This window comes from Arthrobacter sp. ERGS1:01 (assembly GCF_001281315.1).
Classification (GTDB): Bacteria; Actinomycetota; Actinomycetes; order Actinomycetales; family Micrococcaceae; genus Specibacter.
Window position 1 is genome coordinate 824,572 of record NZ_CP012479.1, and the last position, 16,116, is coordinate 840,687.

Below are 16,116 nucleotides of genomic sequence, written 5' to 3' on the forward strand. Positions count from 1 at the left end.
GGCGTCAGGGTCCCATCTGCGAAGCAAAGGAGCTGGCAATGACCAATTTGGCCACGATCGTCACCGCATCGGCGGCGCGCAACCCGGGTGCAATCGCCATCAAGATGGATGACCTTGAAATTTCATTTGGCGCCCTCGACGTACTCAGCGCCAAGGTGGCCGCGCTGCTGGCCGCCCGCGGCACCAAACCCGGGGACCGGGTGGCCCTGATCTCGCCCAACCTGCCCCAGATGCCGGCCATCTACTATGGCATCCTGCGCTTCGGGGCCGTGGTGGTTCCGCTGAACCCGCTCCTGAAGGCCCGCGAGGTGGAGTACCACCTGCGGGATTCCGGTGCCGAGCTGGCCTTTGCCTGGGAGGGGGTCATGGCTGAGGTCGAGGCGGGCGCCGCGGACACCGGCACCACCATCATCCCCATCAACGCCGGCTTCATGGCGCTGCTGGCCCCGCTTGAACCGCAAGCCGAGGTGGCCGCGGCGGCGAAGGACGACACCGCCGTCATCCTTTACACCTCCGGCACCACGGGCAAGCCCAAGGGTGCGGAGCTGACGCACGAAAACCTGCGCAGCAACGCCGAAGTCTCCGTCAGCCTGTTCGACAGCCAGCACGGGGACGTGATCTTTGGCGGACTGCCGTTCTTCCATGTGTTCGGGCAAACCTGTGCGTTGAACTCGGCCGTCATGGCGGGGGCAACCGTGACCATCCTGCCCAAGTTCGATCCCGTCAAGGCGTTGGAGATCATCCAACGGGACAAGGTGACGATCTTTGAGGGCGTGCCCACCATGTACATTGCCCTGCTGCGGGCTCCGGGGCGCGAAAACTATGACGTGTCCAGCCTGCGGCTTGCCGCATCCGGCGGCTCGCCGCTGCCCCTGGAGGTCCTGCACGAATTTGAGAACACCTTTGGCGCCACCATGCTCGAAGGCTATGGACTGTCGGAGACATCGCCGGTGATCACCTTCAACCAGTTGGACGCAATCCGCAAGCCCGGCTCCGTCGGCACCGCGGTGGCCGGGGCGCAACTGCGGGTGGTCGATGACGCAGGCAACGACGTCGAACCCGGCGCCGTGGGGGAGATCGCCGTGGCGGGCCCCTTCGTCATGAAGGGCTACTGGAAGAATCCTGAGGCCACTGCCGCCGCGATCCCCGACGGCTGGTTTCGCACGGGCGACCTGGGCCGCAAGGACGAGGACGACGTCTTCTTCATCGTGGACCGCAAGAAGGACATGATCCTGCGCGGCGGCTACAACGTCTATCCGCGCGAGGTGGAGGAGGTCCTGTACGAGCACCCGGCCGTGGCCGAGGCCGCCGTGGTGGGCCGGCCCGACGACGTCCACGGCGAGGAGGTGTACGCGGCGGTTTCGCTCAAGCCCGGCGCCGACGGCGCCGACGATCCCGAGGCGCTCGCCGCCAGCATCGTGGAGTTCGTCAAGGAACGCGTGGCAGCTTACAAGTTCCCGCGCCGCGTGGTCATCATGGATTCGCTGCCCAAGGGACCCACCGGCAAGATCCTCAAGCGCGAGATCACCATCTAGCCGGGCTGCCGTCCGCGAGCCGTACCCTCGCGGACGGCGTCGCGTTACACCAGCGTCCAGGTCACCGTCACGGCCGCGCTCACACCGCTTTGTCCGGGCTCGATCGCCATCGACGCCTCGGTGGCCATCATGGCCCGGGCCATGATGGGTGCCGGGCCGGGGGTAGCGGCGTGGCCCTCGGAGATGCTGACAACCGAACCCACCGTTTTCCCGGCCAGCTGCGCATAGAGGTCCGCGGCGCTGCGGGCGTTGGCCCAGGCCAGTGCCCGGGCCGCATCCTGGGCCGCGGCCGGATCGGACATGGCGGGTGTGAGCCCGTTCAACCGCACGGAGTCGTTGCCCGTGTCGACGACGGCGGCAATCGTGTCCTGGGCGTCCTCGTCATAGCGCAGCATCACGTTGAGGTTGCTGGAGACCGTGTAGCCGGTGACGATGGACCCGACGCCGTCCTGCCAGCGGGATTCCACCCGCACATCCAGGGCTGTCGAGCTGATGGCATCGCGGGCCACGTTGCGGGCCAGCAACTGCGCCTGGACGGCGTTCATGGCCGTGCCGGCGGCGGCATAGGCTTCCCTGACGGTGGCCCGTTGTGCTTCGATGCCGATGTTGATGTGGAAGAAGTCAGGGGCGGCCTGGACGGTGCCGTGGCCGCTGACGGTGATCGTGTTCGCGGTGCCGGTGATTTCACTCATGGGTGGACCTTTCCTTCGAAGGGAGTGGTGCCTGTTGCCTTGGATAACGTGAGGTGTCGCAAAAAGTTCCGCAGCGCGGGCAGCCTGGCGATGGTGGGAAGTTCCCGGTAGCCGCCGTCGGCCAACCCGGCGTTGCGTTCAAAGAAATTCCTGCTGCCGGGGTCGCCCGTGCGCCACAGTGAGAATACTGCACACCCTGCGTAGAGCGGCAGGAACGGCAGGCCCAGGCACCAGGCATATTGAGTGGAGTGGGCGGCCTCGTGCCGGAGCAGGTCCGGGCGGGAGTCGATGAAGTCCCGCTCCGCCCGGTAGAAGATCACGTTGCCCACCGTGAAGGCGCCGGCCAGCGGCAGCTTGGGCCGGTAATTGGTGCCCAGGAGCAGACCCTCGGGTCCGGGTTCAACGGCCGTGCGGCTCAGGGCCGCCAGCAGAAGCCCGACGGCGGTTGAGGCGTTGAGCGCGTTGGCCACCTGACGGACGCGGGCGGCCGCCCTCATGGGGCCGCCGTCGTCGAGATGGATTTTGACGCCGGCGGCTGTTGCCGGACCGCCTTGAGCACGGTTGTCTTCTCGAGCGTAAGCAATGCCAGGGTTTCCTTGGTGCCCGGCTTGGACTTGTGGCAGGCAGTCTGCGGCCACTGGACATGGACGGCCTTGCCCGCGGAATTCACCAACCAGAGATCCGGAATGATCTCCAGGTCGGCCGTGCAGATGTAGTCTCCGTCGGCTTTGTCGCTCGCACCGTTCAACGCTTTTACCAGGGGACCGAGGTCGCCGGAGAATTGCCTTTGGGTGATGGTCCGCCACTCGCCCGTGGAATCCGTGACGTTGTTGCCGAAGGCCATGCACTCGACGGCCGAAACCGGAACAAAGCCGGCCGGGATGCTGCCCATGCTGGCTGCGGAAGAGTCCGCAAGGCCGTTGACGTCGTACCAGTGCGCCGTCGTCATGCAGTCAACCGCCGTCAGGATGCCAGCCGGCGCGGGAAGGTAAGTGGACACGGGTCCCTGCGCAGGACCGGCTTGGGGAACGTTGGAGCAGCCGCTCAACGCTGCCGTGCCCACGCAAGCCACGACGGCCAGCCATGTTGTGATTTGGCGCATTGGGTAGGGTCCTATTCTGAAAGTTGGGATTTTCACGGTGCCACCGCCGTGAGGGTCCTCGTCGAGGAGACCGTCAATGCGTCCAAGGCTTTTTCGACTCCCGGCTTGGGGAAACCGCAGTAGTCCGTGGGCCACCGGACATGGATGGCCTTGCCGTCAGCATTGACCAGCCACAAATCCGGAATCAAGACCCCCATGGCCGGGCAGACTCCGCCGTCCTGGTGGTCGCTTGTCTCGGCCAGCGCAGCCAACAGGGGTCCGTAGCTCCCGGAGAGGTGGCGTTCAACGACCTTCGTTCCGGGCGGGATGATTCCGGAGCCACCGGGTTCGCATTTGACCACGTCCACCGGGACAAAGCCTTGCGGGACGCTGCCCATTGCGTCCACGACGCTCGGGGGAGGTGTGACCAAGGGGGAGGGTTCGAAGGTGCCGGCACGGCAGTCCACCTTCTCCTGCAGGGCGGCCGGGGCCGGGGAGTAGTGTGTCACCCCGTTACACCCGGACAGGAACAACGCCGCACACGCCATGAACGCCACCCGCGCGCCCCTCATGGTGTCGCCGGAACTGCCACGTGCTTCGTGGACGCAACCGTCAGCCCCTCCAACGCCTTGGCGGTCTCCGGTTTGGAGAAACCGCAAACATCCTTGGGCCACATCACATGAATGGCCTTGCCGGCCGCGTTGACGAGCCACAAATCCGGGGTGAGTTCCAGCTGCAAGGTGCAATTCACGCCGTCCTGCCTGTCGCTTGGTTCGGCCAGGGCCGCCAGCAGGGGACCGTAATCACCGGCGAGGTGTTCCTCCAGGATGGAAGGCTGCACCGGGGCGGCGCTCGCCGGGGGCACAACCACACCCGAGGTGCAGCGCACCACGCTGGCAGGGATAAAGCCCTTCGGCACGCTACCCATCCCGGCTTTCACCGCGGCCGCGGGCTGCTCGCCATGCAAGAGCCAGGGCGCATTCGCCAGACAATTGGCAGAATCCTGCAGGGCGGCCGGTGCGGGCGTGAAGTGAGTGAGTGCATCCGAAGAGGCGCCGACGGTCGGGGTGGGATCCGGAGACGGGGACGCCGTGCACCCCGCCAGCCCCAGCGCAAGGGCAGCCAGCGCGGCGATCCCGGCGGCCGGCGTCGTGCGCATTCGAAGGCGGCCAACGGACAATTTCGGGCGTTGGGAAGCAACCATGCCCCGAGCGTAACAACGGGCACAACGGTTTGGGTCTCCAACAGGTAAAGAAGAGGCATCAATTGGGACGCCAAACCCGGGTCCCGCCAGTTCAAGACTGCCCGGCACCGTCAACTAGACTGTCTATGGCGGCCCGAGCTACGCCGCCGCTTACTCGCACACGAGCTTAGGTAAAAACTGTAGATGTCTGACATTCCCCAGAAGACGGCCGTCGCGCCGCAATCTTCCACCGAACCCGCAGCAGTCCCGGACCCCTTGGACGAGGCCGCCATTGGCTCCGCCGTCGAGGCCGCGCTCGCAGCCATCGCCGCCGCGTCCACGCTCGATGAGCTGAAGACCGCCCGCCTGGCACACACCGGCGAAAAGTCGCCGCTGAGCCTGGCCAACCGTGAAATCGGCGGGCTGTCCAAGGAGTTCAAGGCCGCCGCCGGCAAGCTCATGGGAGCCTCCCGCGGCCGCGTTGCCAAGGCGCTCGCAGCCCGCACCGAGGTGCTCGAGGCCGAGGACGCCGCCCGCATCCTGGTCGAGGAAACCGTCGACGTCACGGCCGCTCCGCGCCGCCGTCGTGCCGGTGCCCGGCACCCGCTCTCCACCCTGCAGGACCGCGTCTGTGACATCTTCGTGGGCATGGGCTGGGAAATTGCCGAGGGCCCGGAGCTGGAATCGGAGTGGTTCAACTTCGATGCCCTGAACTTCAAGCCGGACCACCCGGCCCGCGAAATGCAGGACACGTTCTTCGTGGAGCCGCCCGAGGCCCACCTGCTCATGCGCACCCACACCTCGCCCGTCCAGGTGCGGTCTCTGCTGGAACGCGAACTGCCCGTCTACGTGCTGTGCCCCGGCAAGGTGTTCCGCACCGACGAGCTCGACGCCACGCACACTCCGGTGTTCCACCAGTTCGAGGGCCTGGCCATCGACAAGGGTCTGTCCATGGCCGACCTGCGCGGCACCCTTGAGCACTTTGCCCGGCAGATGTTCGGCGACGAAGCCAGCATCCGCCTGCGCCCGAACTACTTCCCGTTCACCGAACCGTCCGCCGAGCTGGACATCTGGCACCCCGGTGCCAAGGGCGGCCCGGGCTGGATCGAGTGGGGCGGTTGCGGCATGGTCAACCCGAACGTGCTCCGCGCGGCCGGGATCGACCCGGACGAATACTCGGGATTTGCCTTCGGCATGGGCATCGAGCGGACCCTCATGTTCCGCAATGAGGTGGCCGACATGCACGACATGATCGAGGGCGACGTACGATTCAGCGAACACTTTGGGATGGAGATCTAAGTAAGTGCGTATTCCACTGACTTGGCTGCGCGAGTATGCGCAGGTACCGGCAGGAGCAACTGCCGAAGACGTCATGACCGAGCTTGTCAAGGTCGGTTTTGAAGAAGAAGATGTCCACCGCCCGCTGGATCAAATCAGCGGCCCCATCGTGGTGGGCCAGGTCCTCTCACTGGAGAAGGAACCGCAAAGCAACGGCAAGACCATCAACTGGTGCACCGTGCGCGTGGTCCCCGAGGGGCAGCCGCAGACGCTGGACATCGACGGCATCGACCCCTCCGGCGTGCAGGGCATCGTCTGTGGCGCCCACAACTTCGTGGTGGGCGACAAGGTGGTTGTCACCCTGCCCGGCGCCGTGCTGCCCGGCGACTTCCGCATCACCCCGCGGAAAACCTACGGCCACGTCTCCGCCGGCATGATCGCCTCCGTGCGTGAACTGGGCATTGGCGACGACCACGACGGCATCCTGGTGCTCTCCACCCTGGGGCTCGACCCCGAGCTGGGCACCGACGCGCTGGAGCTCCTGGGCCTGCGCGACGAAGCCGCCGAAATCAACGTCACCCCGGACCGCGGCTACGCGTTCAGCATCCGTGGTGTGGCCCGCGAATACGCCCACGCCACGGGTACCTCCTTCACGGACCCCGCCGCCCTGGTCACGGTTGCCCCGGCAACGGGCCCGGGATACCCCGTCCGCCTCGAGGACGGCGCGCCGATCTACGGCCTGCCCGGCTGCGACCGCTTCGTGGCCCGCACCGTGCGCGGAATTAACCCGGCCGCGCCAACACCGACGTGGATGTCCTCGCGTCTCCGGCTGGCCGGCATCCGCTCCATTTCGCTGCCCGTGGACATCTCCAACTACGTCATGCTCGAGCTGGGCCAGCCGCTGCACTTCTACGACGCAGACAAGCTCAGCGGCGACATCGTGGTGCGCCGCGCCGCCGCGGGGGAGACCCTGGAAACCCTCGACGGCAAGGTGCGCAAGCTCGACGTCGAAGACCTCCTGATCACGGATGGTTCCGGCCCCATCGGCGTTGCCGGTGTCATGGGCGGTGCCTCCACCGAGGTCACCGACGGCACCGTCAGCGTCCTCATCGAGGCCGCGCACTTCGAGGAAGTCTCGATCGCCCGCTCCCGCCGCCGCCACAAGCTGCCGTCCGAGGCGTCCAAGCGCTTCGAGCGTGGCGTCGACTGGAACGTTGCAGACAAGGCCGCCCAGCGTGCCGTGGACCTGCTGGTGGAACTGGCCGGCGGCACGGCGGACACCACGGGCACCGATGTCGGGGACGCCCCCGCCCCGGTCACCGTGTTCCTGCCCGCGGGCTTTGCCTCCGCCCGGATAGGCATCGACTTCACGCCCGGGCAGATCACCGGTTCGCTGGTTGACCTGGGTGCCACGGTGGAGACGGTCGACGCCGGCTACTCCGTCATGGCCCCGAGTTGGCGCAATGACCTTCTCACCCCCGAGGACCTGACGGAGGAGGTGGCCCGCCTGGTGGGCTATGACCTGATCCCGTCGACCCTCCCCACGGCGCCTCCCGGACGCGGCTACTCGCGCGCCCAGCAGCAGCGCCGCCGCACGGTCCAGGCCCTGGCCGACTCCGGCCTGACCGAAATCCTGGCCTACCCGTTCGTCTCCAAGGCGGCCAATGACACCTTTGGCGTGGCCGACGCCGGTGCCGCACGCCCCGCCGTGAAGCTCGCCAACCCGTTGAGCGAGGAGTTCGGCTACCTGCGTACATCCATGCTGCCGGGGCTCATCGACACGGCCAAGCGCAACCTCTCGCGCGGCTTCAACGACCTGGCGCTGTTCGAATCCGGGCTCGTGTTCCTGCCGTCGGATTCGCTGGGCACCGCGTCCATCCCGCCGTTGGGCGTCAAGCCCTCCGACGACGTCCTGGACGCCCTGTACGACGGCATCCCGTACCAGCCGCTCACCCTGGGCGCCATCTTCACGGGCAAGGACAGCCCGGCGGCCCCCGGGCACACGCCGCGCCACTGGGACTGGGCCGACGCCATTGACGCCGCCCGCCTCGTGGCCGACGTGGTCGGCGTCGAACTCGTCGTGGAGCAGGGCTCGCACCAGGCCTTCCACCCGGGCCGCGCCGCCGCGCTTTCGCTGCGCACCGGGGAGATCGTGGGCTACGCCGGCGAACTGCACCCCAAGCTGTTGGCCGAGCACAACCTGCCGGCCCGCACCGTCGCCATGGAAATCAACGCCGAGAAGGTGTTTGAGGCCGCCGCCGACGTCATCGTGGCCAAGCCGATCTCCACGTTCCCGGTCGCCACGCAGGACGTGGCCCTGGTGGTTCCGGTGGAGATTCCCGCCCAGGCAGTGCTGGAAACCCTCCGTGAAGGCGCCGGCGAGCTGCTCGAGGACGTCGCCCTGTTCGACGAGTACCAGGGCACCGGCATCCCCGAGGGCAGCAAGTCACTCGCGTTCGGCCTGCGCTTCCGTGCAGCCGACCGCACGCTGACCTCGGACGAGGCATCGGCCGCCCGCGCCGACGCCGTGGCACTTGCGGCGGAACGGTTCGGCGCCACCCAGCGCTAATCCCCACGCCCGCCCAAAAGCAAGGGTCTCTGCAAGCTCGACCACCGGTGGTCGAGCCTGGGCCCACGCGCCCGAGGGACCCAAATGGCGGCTCGCTTGCGAGCCGCCATTTGGGAGGGCGTGGGGACGAGACCCTTGTGCGTTAACGGCGCGCGGTGACCTTTCCGTGGCCCGGGCAGACCCAGCGGACGTCCAGCGCCTCCAAGACGGCTGTGGAATCCAATGCCTGGGCCTTGTCCGTGATCAGCAGGCGCGGAAACTGCTTGAGTGTCCCGTCCGGGTTCACCATGACGGCGTCGCCGGAGAAAACGGAGCTGCCCCAGACAAACGCATGGTGCCCCGGCGTGTGTCCCGGGGTTGGCAGGGCCGTGATGTCCGCCGGAAAACCGGGGGATTCACCCAGGTAGTAAACGGTTTCGGGCAGCTTGGGCCGGCCGATGGATGAGGTGATGCGCCGGGAAAACGTTCCGGCGGGCCTGCGGCCGGTCAGGATGTCGGCGTCGGCCCGGCCGATCCACAGCTGCGCGCCGGTTTCAGTGGCGAGCGCCAGGGCCGCGCCGGCATGGTCGATGTCGTAGTGCGTCAGCAGGATGTGGCTCACCGTGCCGAGCATGCCGGCCCCGGTCAGTTCGGCGATGACCGCCTGCGCTCCGGACTTCATGCCCGGATCGATCACGGCGTACGTCTCGCCGAGGGGGATCACGTAACCGTTCGCGCCGCGGGACTTGGAGAGCTGGAATGCGCCGTTCGAGAGTTTCTGCATGCTCGCATCCTACGTCCCTGCCGCGGGCTCGGCTTAGAATTCCTCGCCTTCGCCCACCACGGCGGAGGCCGGGCCTACCACGAGGGAATCCGGCACGCCCACCAGCCCGTGGTCCTTGCCGGTGTAGTCGAACAAGCTCAATACATGCCGCATTGCCGCCAGCCGGGCCCGCTTCTTGTCATTGGACTTCACCACGGTCCAGGGCGCATGCCGGGTGTCGGTGCGCTTGAACATGCGCTCCTTCGCCGAGGTGTACGCATCCCACTTGTCCAGGGAGGCCAGGTCCATGGGCGAAAGCTTCCACTGCCGGACCGGATCCACCTGCCGGATCACGAACCGGGTCCGCTGTTCGGCCTGGGTAACCGAAAACCAGAACTTGATGACCGTGATGCCGTCGTTGACGAGCATCTTTTCAAAGACGGGGGCCTGCCGCACGAACTCCTCGTACTGTGCCTGCGTGCAAAAACCCATGACGCGCTCCACCCCGGTCCGGTTGTACCAGGACCTGTCGAACAGGACCATCTCACCGGAACTGGGCAGGTGCGCCACATAACGCTGGAAGTACCATTGGCTGGATTCGCGTTCGCTGGGCTTCTCCAACGCCACCACCCGGGCGCCGCGCGGATTCAGGTGCTCGGTGAACCGCTTGATGGTGCCGCCCTTGCCCGCCGCGTCCCGGCCCTCGAAGAGGATCACCACCCGGCGGCCCGTGGCCTTGATCCATTGCTGGAGCTTCAGCAGCTCAATCTGCAGCAGCCGTTTCTGGAGTTCATAAATCTCCCGGTCCAGCCGCGAATCGTAGGGGTACCCTTCCCGCCAGGTATCGACCGGGGTGCCGTCGGCATCCAACAGGACCGGATCGTCGTCGTCGGTGTCAACCACGGAGAAGCCGGTAAAGTCGGAGTTCAAGTCAGTCATGAGCGAAAGACTATTGGTGCACGGCAGAGCGGAGGTGGACGGTGGGTGAAGCCCAGGTGAACTCGGCACCGCTCCAACAGATTCCACGCGGCGTTCCCGTGCCCACCTTGCGCCTGGTGGAGCTGGCCGCCGTTGACCAGTCGCTGCACTCCCTCCTGGACCCGGCCGAACGTGCCCGTGCCGACGCTTTTGCCAGCGCGACGGCCCGCCGCGAGTTCGTGGCCGGGCGCGTGGCACAGCGCTTGATGGCGGCGGAGCTTTTGGGAAGACGGCCGGAAGCCCTGCAAGCGCAATATTGGTGCCCCGACTGCGGTGTGGCGCCCGTGCCGTCCCACGGCCGCCCCGGCTACCTCGCGGATGGCGAACCCGTGGCGCTGGCCATGAGCCTCTCGCGCAGCGGCGGCTGGGTGTTGCTCGCCATGACGCCGTCGGCCGGGGTCCGGCTCGGCATAGACCTGCAGCGCACCGCCGACGTCGCCTTTGCCGGGTTCGACGACGTGGCGCTGAGTCGGGCGGAAAAGGTCCTCTTGGCGGGGGTGCCGCCCCAGGAACGGACATCCTGGCGGGCGTCCGTGTGGGCCCGGAAAGAGGCGCTGGCCAAGGTCTCGGGCCGGGGGCTGCGAACCGAACCGGCGGACATCGAGGCCTTCCCCGCGCCGGAATCCGGCGTCGGGGTGTGGGACGTTCGGGCCTCGCAGCTGCCGTTGCCGGGCGGCTTTGCGGCCGCCGTGGCGGTCAGCGCCGGGGGAGTGGCGGGAGCGGTTCCCGATACAGCCACGGGGTGAGCACCTCGATCGCGGAGAAACCGGAAACTCCTCCGCAGAGCTCATCGACCAGCCGGACGAAGCACTCCGTCGAGACGGAGCCGTGGCGGTTCCGGGCCGCCCATTCGCGCAACAGGCCAAAGAAGGCGGAATCGCCCACGGCCGCCCGCAGGGCCTCCAGGGCCAAGGCGCCGCGTTTGTAGACTCTGTCGTCGAACATCCGCTGCGGACCGGGGTCGCCAATGACGATGTCGGCCGCTTCCGTCCGGAGCATGGCGTGCGCCGCCGCGGCCCTCTCGGCCACGGTCTGCGAGCCGCTCTCCTCGGACCACAGCCACTCGGCGTAGCAGGCGAATCCTTCGTGCAGCCAAATGTCGTGCCAGTCCGCAAGCGTGAGCGAGTTGCCGAACCACTGGTGGGACAGCTCATGGGCAATCAGCCGCTGGGCCTCCCACGCCGTGGTGAGGTGGTTTCTGCCCAGGATGGACAAGGATTGGGATTCCAGCGGAATTTCCAGTTCGTCGCCGGTCACCACCACGGTGTAAGCCGGGAAAGGGTAGGGGCCAAACCGCTCCGTGAAGACGTCCATCATCTCCCGCTGCCGGGCCAGCGCCACGGCCGCCTGGGGTTGGAGGACCTTGGGCACGGCAACGTTGATGGGGACCTGCGAGCCGCCGCGCCCAGATGGCAGTGCCAGGACCTTGTACCGGCCGATCTGCAGGGTGGCCAGGTAGGAGGCCATGGGGGCCAACTGCTCATACACCCAGGTTTCGCGGCTGGACTTCCTGCTGTGGGCGACCGGCAGGCCGTTGCAGACGGCCGTATACCCGGCATCCGTGGTGACCGTGAAGCGATACGAGGCCTTGTCGTCCGGGCGGTCGTTGCAGGGGAACCAGGTGGGGGCGCCCGTGGGCTGCCCGGCCACCAACACGCCGTCGGCCAGTTCCTCCCACCCCACCTCGCCCCAATCGCCCGCGTCCGGTTCCGGGAGCCCGCTGTACCGCAGATCGAGCGTGAACTCCCGGCCGGCGTCGAGCGGGGTGGGCAATTGCAGGGTCAATTTCCCGGGACGTTGGGAGTATTTGACGGCCCGAACGCCGTCGACGGCGGCCTTGTCCAGGCCCAGCCCGGTCAGGTCAAGTTCCACGGCGGTGAGCGGCACCAGCGCCCGGGCGGTGATGACGGCCCGGCCCTCCAGCAGGTTCCCGGCGAGCCGGACGGCAAGCGTCAGGTCATAGTGGGACACGGAGTAGTCCGGGCTGCCGTGCCCCGGAATGTACGGTGCGGGATCCGGACGTACCCAGGACTCCGCGGACTCCACGGATGGGGTGTCTGCGGCTTCGGGGCGGGTGCGGTGCAGGAACTTCATGCGGTTTGTGTCATCCGATTCGTAGGTCTCAGGCGCGGTCGGAGAATTCGGGGCCCTTCCACGGGCTCACCGGGTTGCCCATCCAGTAGCTGCTGGCCGGCACGGTTTCCCCGCGCATCACCAGGGAGGCCGGGCCCACGGTGCCGCTGCGGCCAATCCGTGCCGCCGGCAGGATCACCCCGTGCGGACCCATGGTGGCCCCCGCCTCCAGCGTAACCGTATCGATGGACATGACCCGGTCATGGAACAGGTGGGTCTGGATGACGGTGCCCCGGTTGACGGTGGAACTTTCGCCCAGCGTGACGAGGTCGGCTTCTGGCAGCCAGTAGCTTTCGCACCACGTCCCGTGGCCGATCTTTGCGCCCAGGGCGCGCAGCCACCACACCATGGCGGGTGTGCCCACCGCGGCCCGGGCAAACCAGGGGGCGCTGACGAGTTCGATGAACGAGTCCACCACCTCGTTGCGCCAGATGAAGGAGCTCCACAGGGGGTGCTCGCCGGGCTTGATGCGGCCCACCAGCAGCCACTTTGCAGCTACCGCGCTGCCCGCGGCGACCGCACCGGCCGCCATCATGACCACTCCGCTGAGCAGGGCGGCCGGCAGGAAGCCCCACGCGAGCGCTACGGCGTCCAGGACGGCCAGGACTCCGGCCGCCACGGCCACCGTCAGGACCATCGGCACCAGCCGGCAGGTTTCCCAGAGCCCGCGGGCAATCTTTAGGCGCCGCGACGGGGCGAACGTGAGCGATTCGTCGGTGTCCATGTGGGTGCGGCGCAGGCGGACCGGGGGGCTGCCCAGCCACGACATGCCCGCCTTCGCCTTGGCCGGCGTGGCCGACAGCACCGCGACGAGGGAGTTGCGCGGCATGGTCCGGCCGGCCGCCGTCATTCCCGAATTGCCCAGGAAGGAGCGCTTGCCCACCTTGGCCGGGGCAATGTGGAGGTAGCCGCCGCCCAGTTCGTAGGAGGCGATCATGGTGTCATCGGCCAGGAACGCTCCCGAGGCAATGGTCGTCATCTTGGGCACCAGCAGCACCGTGGACGCCTCAACGTTCTTACCCACCTTGGCGCCGAGCAGGCGTAACCAGACGGGCGTGAACAGGCTGGCGTAGAGCGGGAACAGCAGGTCCCGGGCAAGGTCCAGGACCCGTTCGGTGGCCCACACCTGCCACCCGATCCGGCTGCGGACCGGGTAGTGGCCCTCCCGCAGGCCCAGGCCCAGCAGGCGCACGGTGCCCAGAACCAGCAGCACAGTGGTCACGAACCAGACCAGCGCGGCAACGGGCACGGCCCACAGGAGTGTTGGCGCCGCCGCGGACAGCGACGCCTGCCCCCGGAGGGTGGCGAGCACCACGGCGACTGCCGCCGCGGCCGATGCGAAGGGCAGCAGCGACAAGACGGCGGAGGCGCCCGAGAACAACAACTCCAGCCGCCAGCTGGTGACGGCACGCTGCCCGGGCCAGGACTGCTTGGCCTTGCCAATGCGCTCGGCGGGCGAGCCGGCGACCGTCACGCCGGGCCTGACCTTGCCGCGGACCGCCGAGCCGGGCGCCACGTGGGCGCCGGCGCCGATGCGGGCGCCCGGCATCAGGGTGCTGCGGGAGCCGACGACGGCCCCGGCGCCGACGGAGATCTCGCCAATGTGGATCCAGTCGCCGTCAATCCACCACCCGGACAGGTCCACCTCGGGCTCGATCGAGCAGCCCTCGGCGAGCCGCAGGAAGCCGGTGACGGGCGGCACCGAGTGCAGGTCCACGTTGCGGCCCATCTTCACCCCGAGCGCCCGTGCGTAGTAGGGGACCCAGGGCGCGCTGGCCAGGCTGACTGCCGCCGCCATGTCGGCGATCTGTTCGGCCAGCCAGAGCCGCAGGTGGACGCCGCCGGAGCGCGGGTAGCTGCCCGGCCTGACCCCGTTGAGCAGCAGGCGGGCGGCCGCCACCGAGATGGCCATCCGCCCCCAGGGCGAGACGAAGACCGCCCAGCAGGCCAGCACCCACCACCAGGAAATGGTGGGGGAGCCCGGGAGCGCCCCGAGTCCGACGGCAACGTTGTTCACGGCCATGAGGTAGGTCAGCCAGCGCATGCCCACGAGCACATGCAGCGGCACGCCCATGAGGGTCTGGAAGATCTGCGAGCTTTGCCGGGTCCGGCCCACCGTGCGGTGGACGGTCTCCGTCGGGCCGCCCTTGGGGACCGATCCCAACGCCAGTTCCAGCAGGGCGCCCACCCGGGGCTGGGAGTAGACGTCGGCCACGGTGATGCGCGGATAACGCTGGCGCAGCGCCGAGACGAGTTGCGCGGCGGCCAGGCTGCCGCCGCCGCTGGCGAAGAAATCCGCGTCAAGGGAAGAGGCCGTGCCGCCCAGGACCGCGTTCCATTGCGTGAGGACCCATTCGGCCTCGGGGTCCAGGGAGCCGGCAAACGACTCGGCGCCGGCAGTTGCCTGGTCCAGTGGCCAGGGAAGGGCGGCGCGGTCCACCTTGCCGCTGGTTTTGGTGGGCAGCGAATCGGTAAAGGTCAGCATGGGAATCAGCGGGGCGGGCAGCGATTTGGCGAGCTGGGTGCGCAAGGCGCCCGCATCCGGCTGCGTCCCGGCCGCAGGAACCAAGTACCCCACCAACAGTTGGCCGCCGTTGGCCGTGGGCTGGACGGCTGCCGCGGCACCAACGATTCCGGGCAGGAGCTGGAGCGCCGCGTCGACCTCGCCCAACTCAATGCGACGCCCGCCCAGTTTCACCTGGTCGTCGGCGCGGCCCATGAAGATCAGGCCCTCGCGTTCCAGGCGCACCAGGTCACCGCTGCGGTACGCCCGCTCCCAGCCAAATGCGGGCATGGGCGCATACTTTTCCGCGTCCTTGGTCGGGTCCAGGTAGCGGGCCAGCCCAACGCCGGCGATGATCAGCTCCCCAACCTCGCCGTCGGCAACGGGACCGCCCTCGGAATCGACCACGGCAAGATCCCAGCCATCCAGCGGCAGCCCGATCCGGACGGGGCCGGGCCCGCCGAGGGGTGCGGCACACGCCACGACGGTCGCCTCGGTGGGGCCATAAGTGTTCCAGACTTCGCGTCCCGGAACCGCCAGCCGGGCTGCCAGTTCCGGCGGGCAGGCCTCGCCGCCAAAGATCAGCAACCGCACCGAGGCGAGGGCGTCCGCGGGCCACAGGGCGGCCAGGGTGGGCACGGTGGAGACCACCGTGATGCCGTGGGAGATCAGCCAGGGGCCCAGGTCCATGCCGGAGCGGACCAGGGACCGTGGCGCCGGAACAAGGGCCGCGCCGTGACGCCATGCCAGCCACATTTCCTCGCACGACGCGTCGAAGGCCACGGACAGTCCGGCCAGCACCCTGTCGTCGGCTCCGATGGGTTCTGCCTGCAGGAAGATCCTTGCCTCGGCGTCCACGAATGCCGCCGCCGAGCGGTGGCTGACGGCCACGCCCTTGGGGGTTCCGGTGGAGCCGGAGGTGAAGATGACCCAGGCATCGTCCCCCGGTCCGGGATTGCGGGGTGCCGGAAACGGAACCGGCCGGTCGCCGCTGAGGTGCAGGGCATTGCCGGCGGCGGGGTCGCCGAGGACCGCGGCAACTTTCGCTTCACCGAAGACGAGCTCGGCCCGTTCGGCTGGGTCGTCGGCGTCGACCGGCACGTATGCCGCGCCAATCGCGAGGATGGCCAGGATGGAAATGTAGAGTTCCGCGGTGCCGGACGGGATGCGCACCCCGATCCTGTCCCCGGCACCCAGGCCGGCAAGGGTCAGCTCGCGGGCCTTGCCCTTCACTGCGCGCAACAGCTCCTCATAGCTGAGGGATTGCACGCCGTCGTCCAGGGCCGAGGCCTGCGGAAAGAGCTCCGCGGTGGCCGTGACGATGTCCCACAGGGTGCGCGGTGGCGAAGCCAGCTCGCTGCCGGGCAATTGAGCGGAGTAGGTGGCCAGTGCGGCGCCGACTGAGTCAGGGTGGTGCATTGA

Annotated in this window: 13 protein-coding genes; 4 read left to right on the top strand and 9 right to left on the bottom strand. The window is 68.2% G+C overall.

Translation table 11 applies throughout. The features are described 5' to 3' along the window. The first annotated feature begins 38 nt into the window (after positions 1-38). On the top strand, positions 39-1,535 hold the full coding sequence (locus tag AL755_RS07615) for a long-chain-fatty-acid--CoA ligase (RefSeq protein WP_054010490.1): 1,497 nt from the start codon (positions 39-41) through the stop codon (positions 1,533-1,535). Positions 1,536-1,579: 44 nt separating this feature from the next. Here AL755_RS07615 and AL755_RS07620 read toward each other — a convergent pair whose 3' ends face one another. The 5 genes from AL755_RS07620 to AL755_RS07640 are packed head-to-tail and all read right to left on the bottom strand — an operon-like array spanning position 1,580 to position 4,512. Continuing rightward, positions 1,580-2,227 carry an SIMPL domain-containing protein gene (locus AL755_RS07620; RefSeq protein WP_054010491.1) on the bottom strand — a complete coding sequence of 216 codons (648 nt, stop codon included), beginning with the start codon at positions 2,225-2,227 and terminating at the stop codon, positions 1,580-1,582. Continuing rightward, positions 2,224-2,724 carry a hypothetical protein gene (locus AL755_RS07625; RefSeq protein ID WP_237762627.1) on the bottom strand — a complete coding sequence of 167 codons (501 nt, stop codon included), beginning with the start codon at positions 2,722-2,724 and terminating at the stop codon, positions 2,224-2,226. Before AL755_RS07625 ends, AL755_RS07620 begins: the two co-directional genes overlap by 4 nt. Next, complete coding sequence (locus tag AL755_RS07630; RefSeq protein ID WP_054010492.1) at positions 2,721-3,329, bottom strand: hypothetical protein; 609 nt, start codon at positions 3,327-3,329, stop codon at positions 2,721-2,723. Before AL755_RS07630 ends, AL755_RS07625 begins: the two co-directional genes overlap by 4 nt. A 32-nt stretch (positions 3,330-3,361) precedes the next feature. After that, the gene (locus AL755_RS07635; RefSeq protein ID WP_150117067.1) at positions 3,362-3,817 is read right to left on the bottom strand and encodes a hypothetical protein; all 456 of its coding nucleotides are present in this window, start codon (positions 3,815-3,817) and stop codon (positions 3,362-3,364) included. A gap of 59 nt (positions 3,818-3,876) precedes the next feature. Continuing rightward, positions 3,877-4,512 carry a hypothetical protein gene (locus AL755_RS07640; protein ID WP_150117068.1) on the bottom strand — a complete coding sequence of 212 codons (636 nt, stop codon included), beginning with the start codon at positions 4,510-4,512 and terminating at the stop codon, positions 3,877-3,879. Between the two features lie 183 nt (positions 4,513-4,695). Between AL755_RS07640 and pheS the strand changes: the two genes are divergently transcribed. Both pheS and pheT read left to right on the top strand, forming a co-directional pair. After that, complete coding sequence (pheS, locus tag AL755_RS07645) at positions 4,696-5,790, top strand: phenylalanine--tRNA ligase subunit alpha (RefSeq protein WP_054010495.1); 1,095 nt, start codon at positions 4,696-4,698, stop codon at positions 5,788-5,790. 4 nt (positions 5,791-5,794) lie between these two features. Next, positions 5,795-8,338, top strand: coding sequence for a phenylalanine--tRNA ligase subunit beta (gene pheT / locus AL755_RS07650; protein ID WP_054010496.1), 2,544 nt, complete (start codon positions 5,795-5,797; stop codon positions 8,336-8,338). Positions 8,339-8,480: 142 nt separating this feature from the next. Here pheT and AL755_RS07655 read toward each other — a convergent pair whose 3' ends face one another. Then, on the bottom strand, positions 8,481-9,101 hold the full coding sequence (locus AL755_RS07655; RefSeq protein WP_054010497.1) for an MBL fold metallo-hydrolase: 621 nt from the start codon (positions 9,099-9,101) through the stop codon (positions 8,481-8,483). A 33-nt stretch (positions 9,102-9,134) separates the two neighbouring features. Beyond that, positions 9,135-10,019, bottom strand: a complete 885-nt coding sequence (ppk2, locus tag AL755_RS07660) for a polyphosphate kinase 2 (protein ID WP_082369002.1) — start codon at positions 10,017-10,019, stop codon at positions 9,135-9,137. 41 nt (positions 10,020-10,060) lie between these two features. Between ppk2 and AL755_RS07665 the strand changes: the two genes are divergently transcribed. Then, positions 10,061-10,804, top strand: a complete 744-nt coding sequence (locus AL755_RS07665; RefSeq protein WP_107503823.1) for a 4'-phosphopantetheinyl transferase family protein — start codon at positions 10,061-10,063, stop codon at positions 10,802-10,804. On the opposite strand, the gene AL755_RS07670 is transcribed toward AL755_RS07665, so the two are convergent. Both AL755_RS07670 and AL755_RS07675 read right to left on the bottom strand, forming a co-directional pair. Further along, positions 10,755-12,152, bottom strand: coding sequence for a M1 family metallopeptidase (locus AL755_RS07670; protein WP_082369003.1), 1,398 nt, complete (start codon positions 12,150-12,152; stop codon positions 10,755-10,757). The two genes, AL755_RS07665 and AL755_RS07670, sit on opposite strands and share 50 nt — an antisense overlap. A 28-nt stretch (positions 12,153-12,180) precedes the next feature. Beyond that, complete coding sequence (locus AL755_RS07675) at positions 12,181-16,113, bottom strand: Pls/PosA family non-ribosomal peptide synthetase (protein ID WP_054010500.1); 3,933 nt, start codon at positions 16,111-16,113, stop codon at positions 12,181-12,183. Positions 16,114-16,116 lie beyond the last annotated feature (3 nt).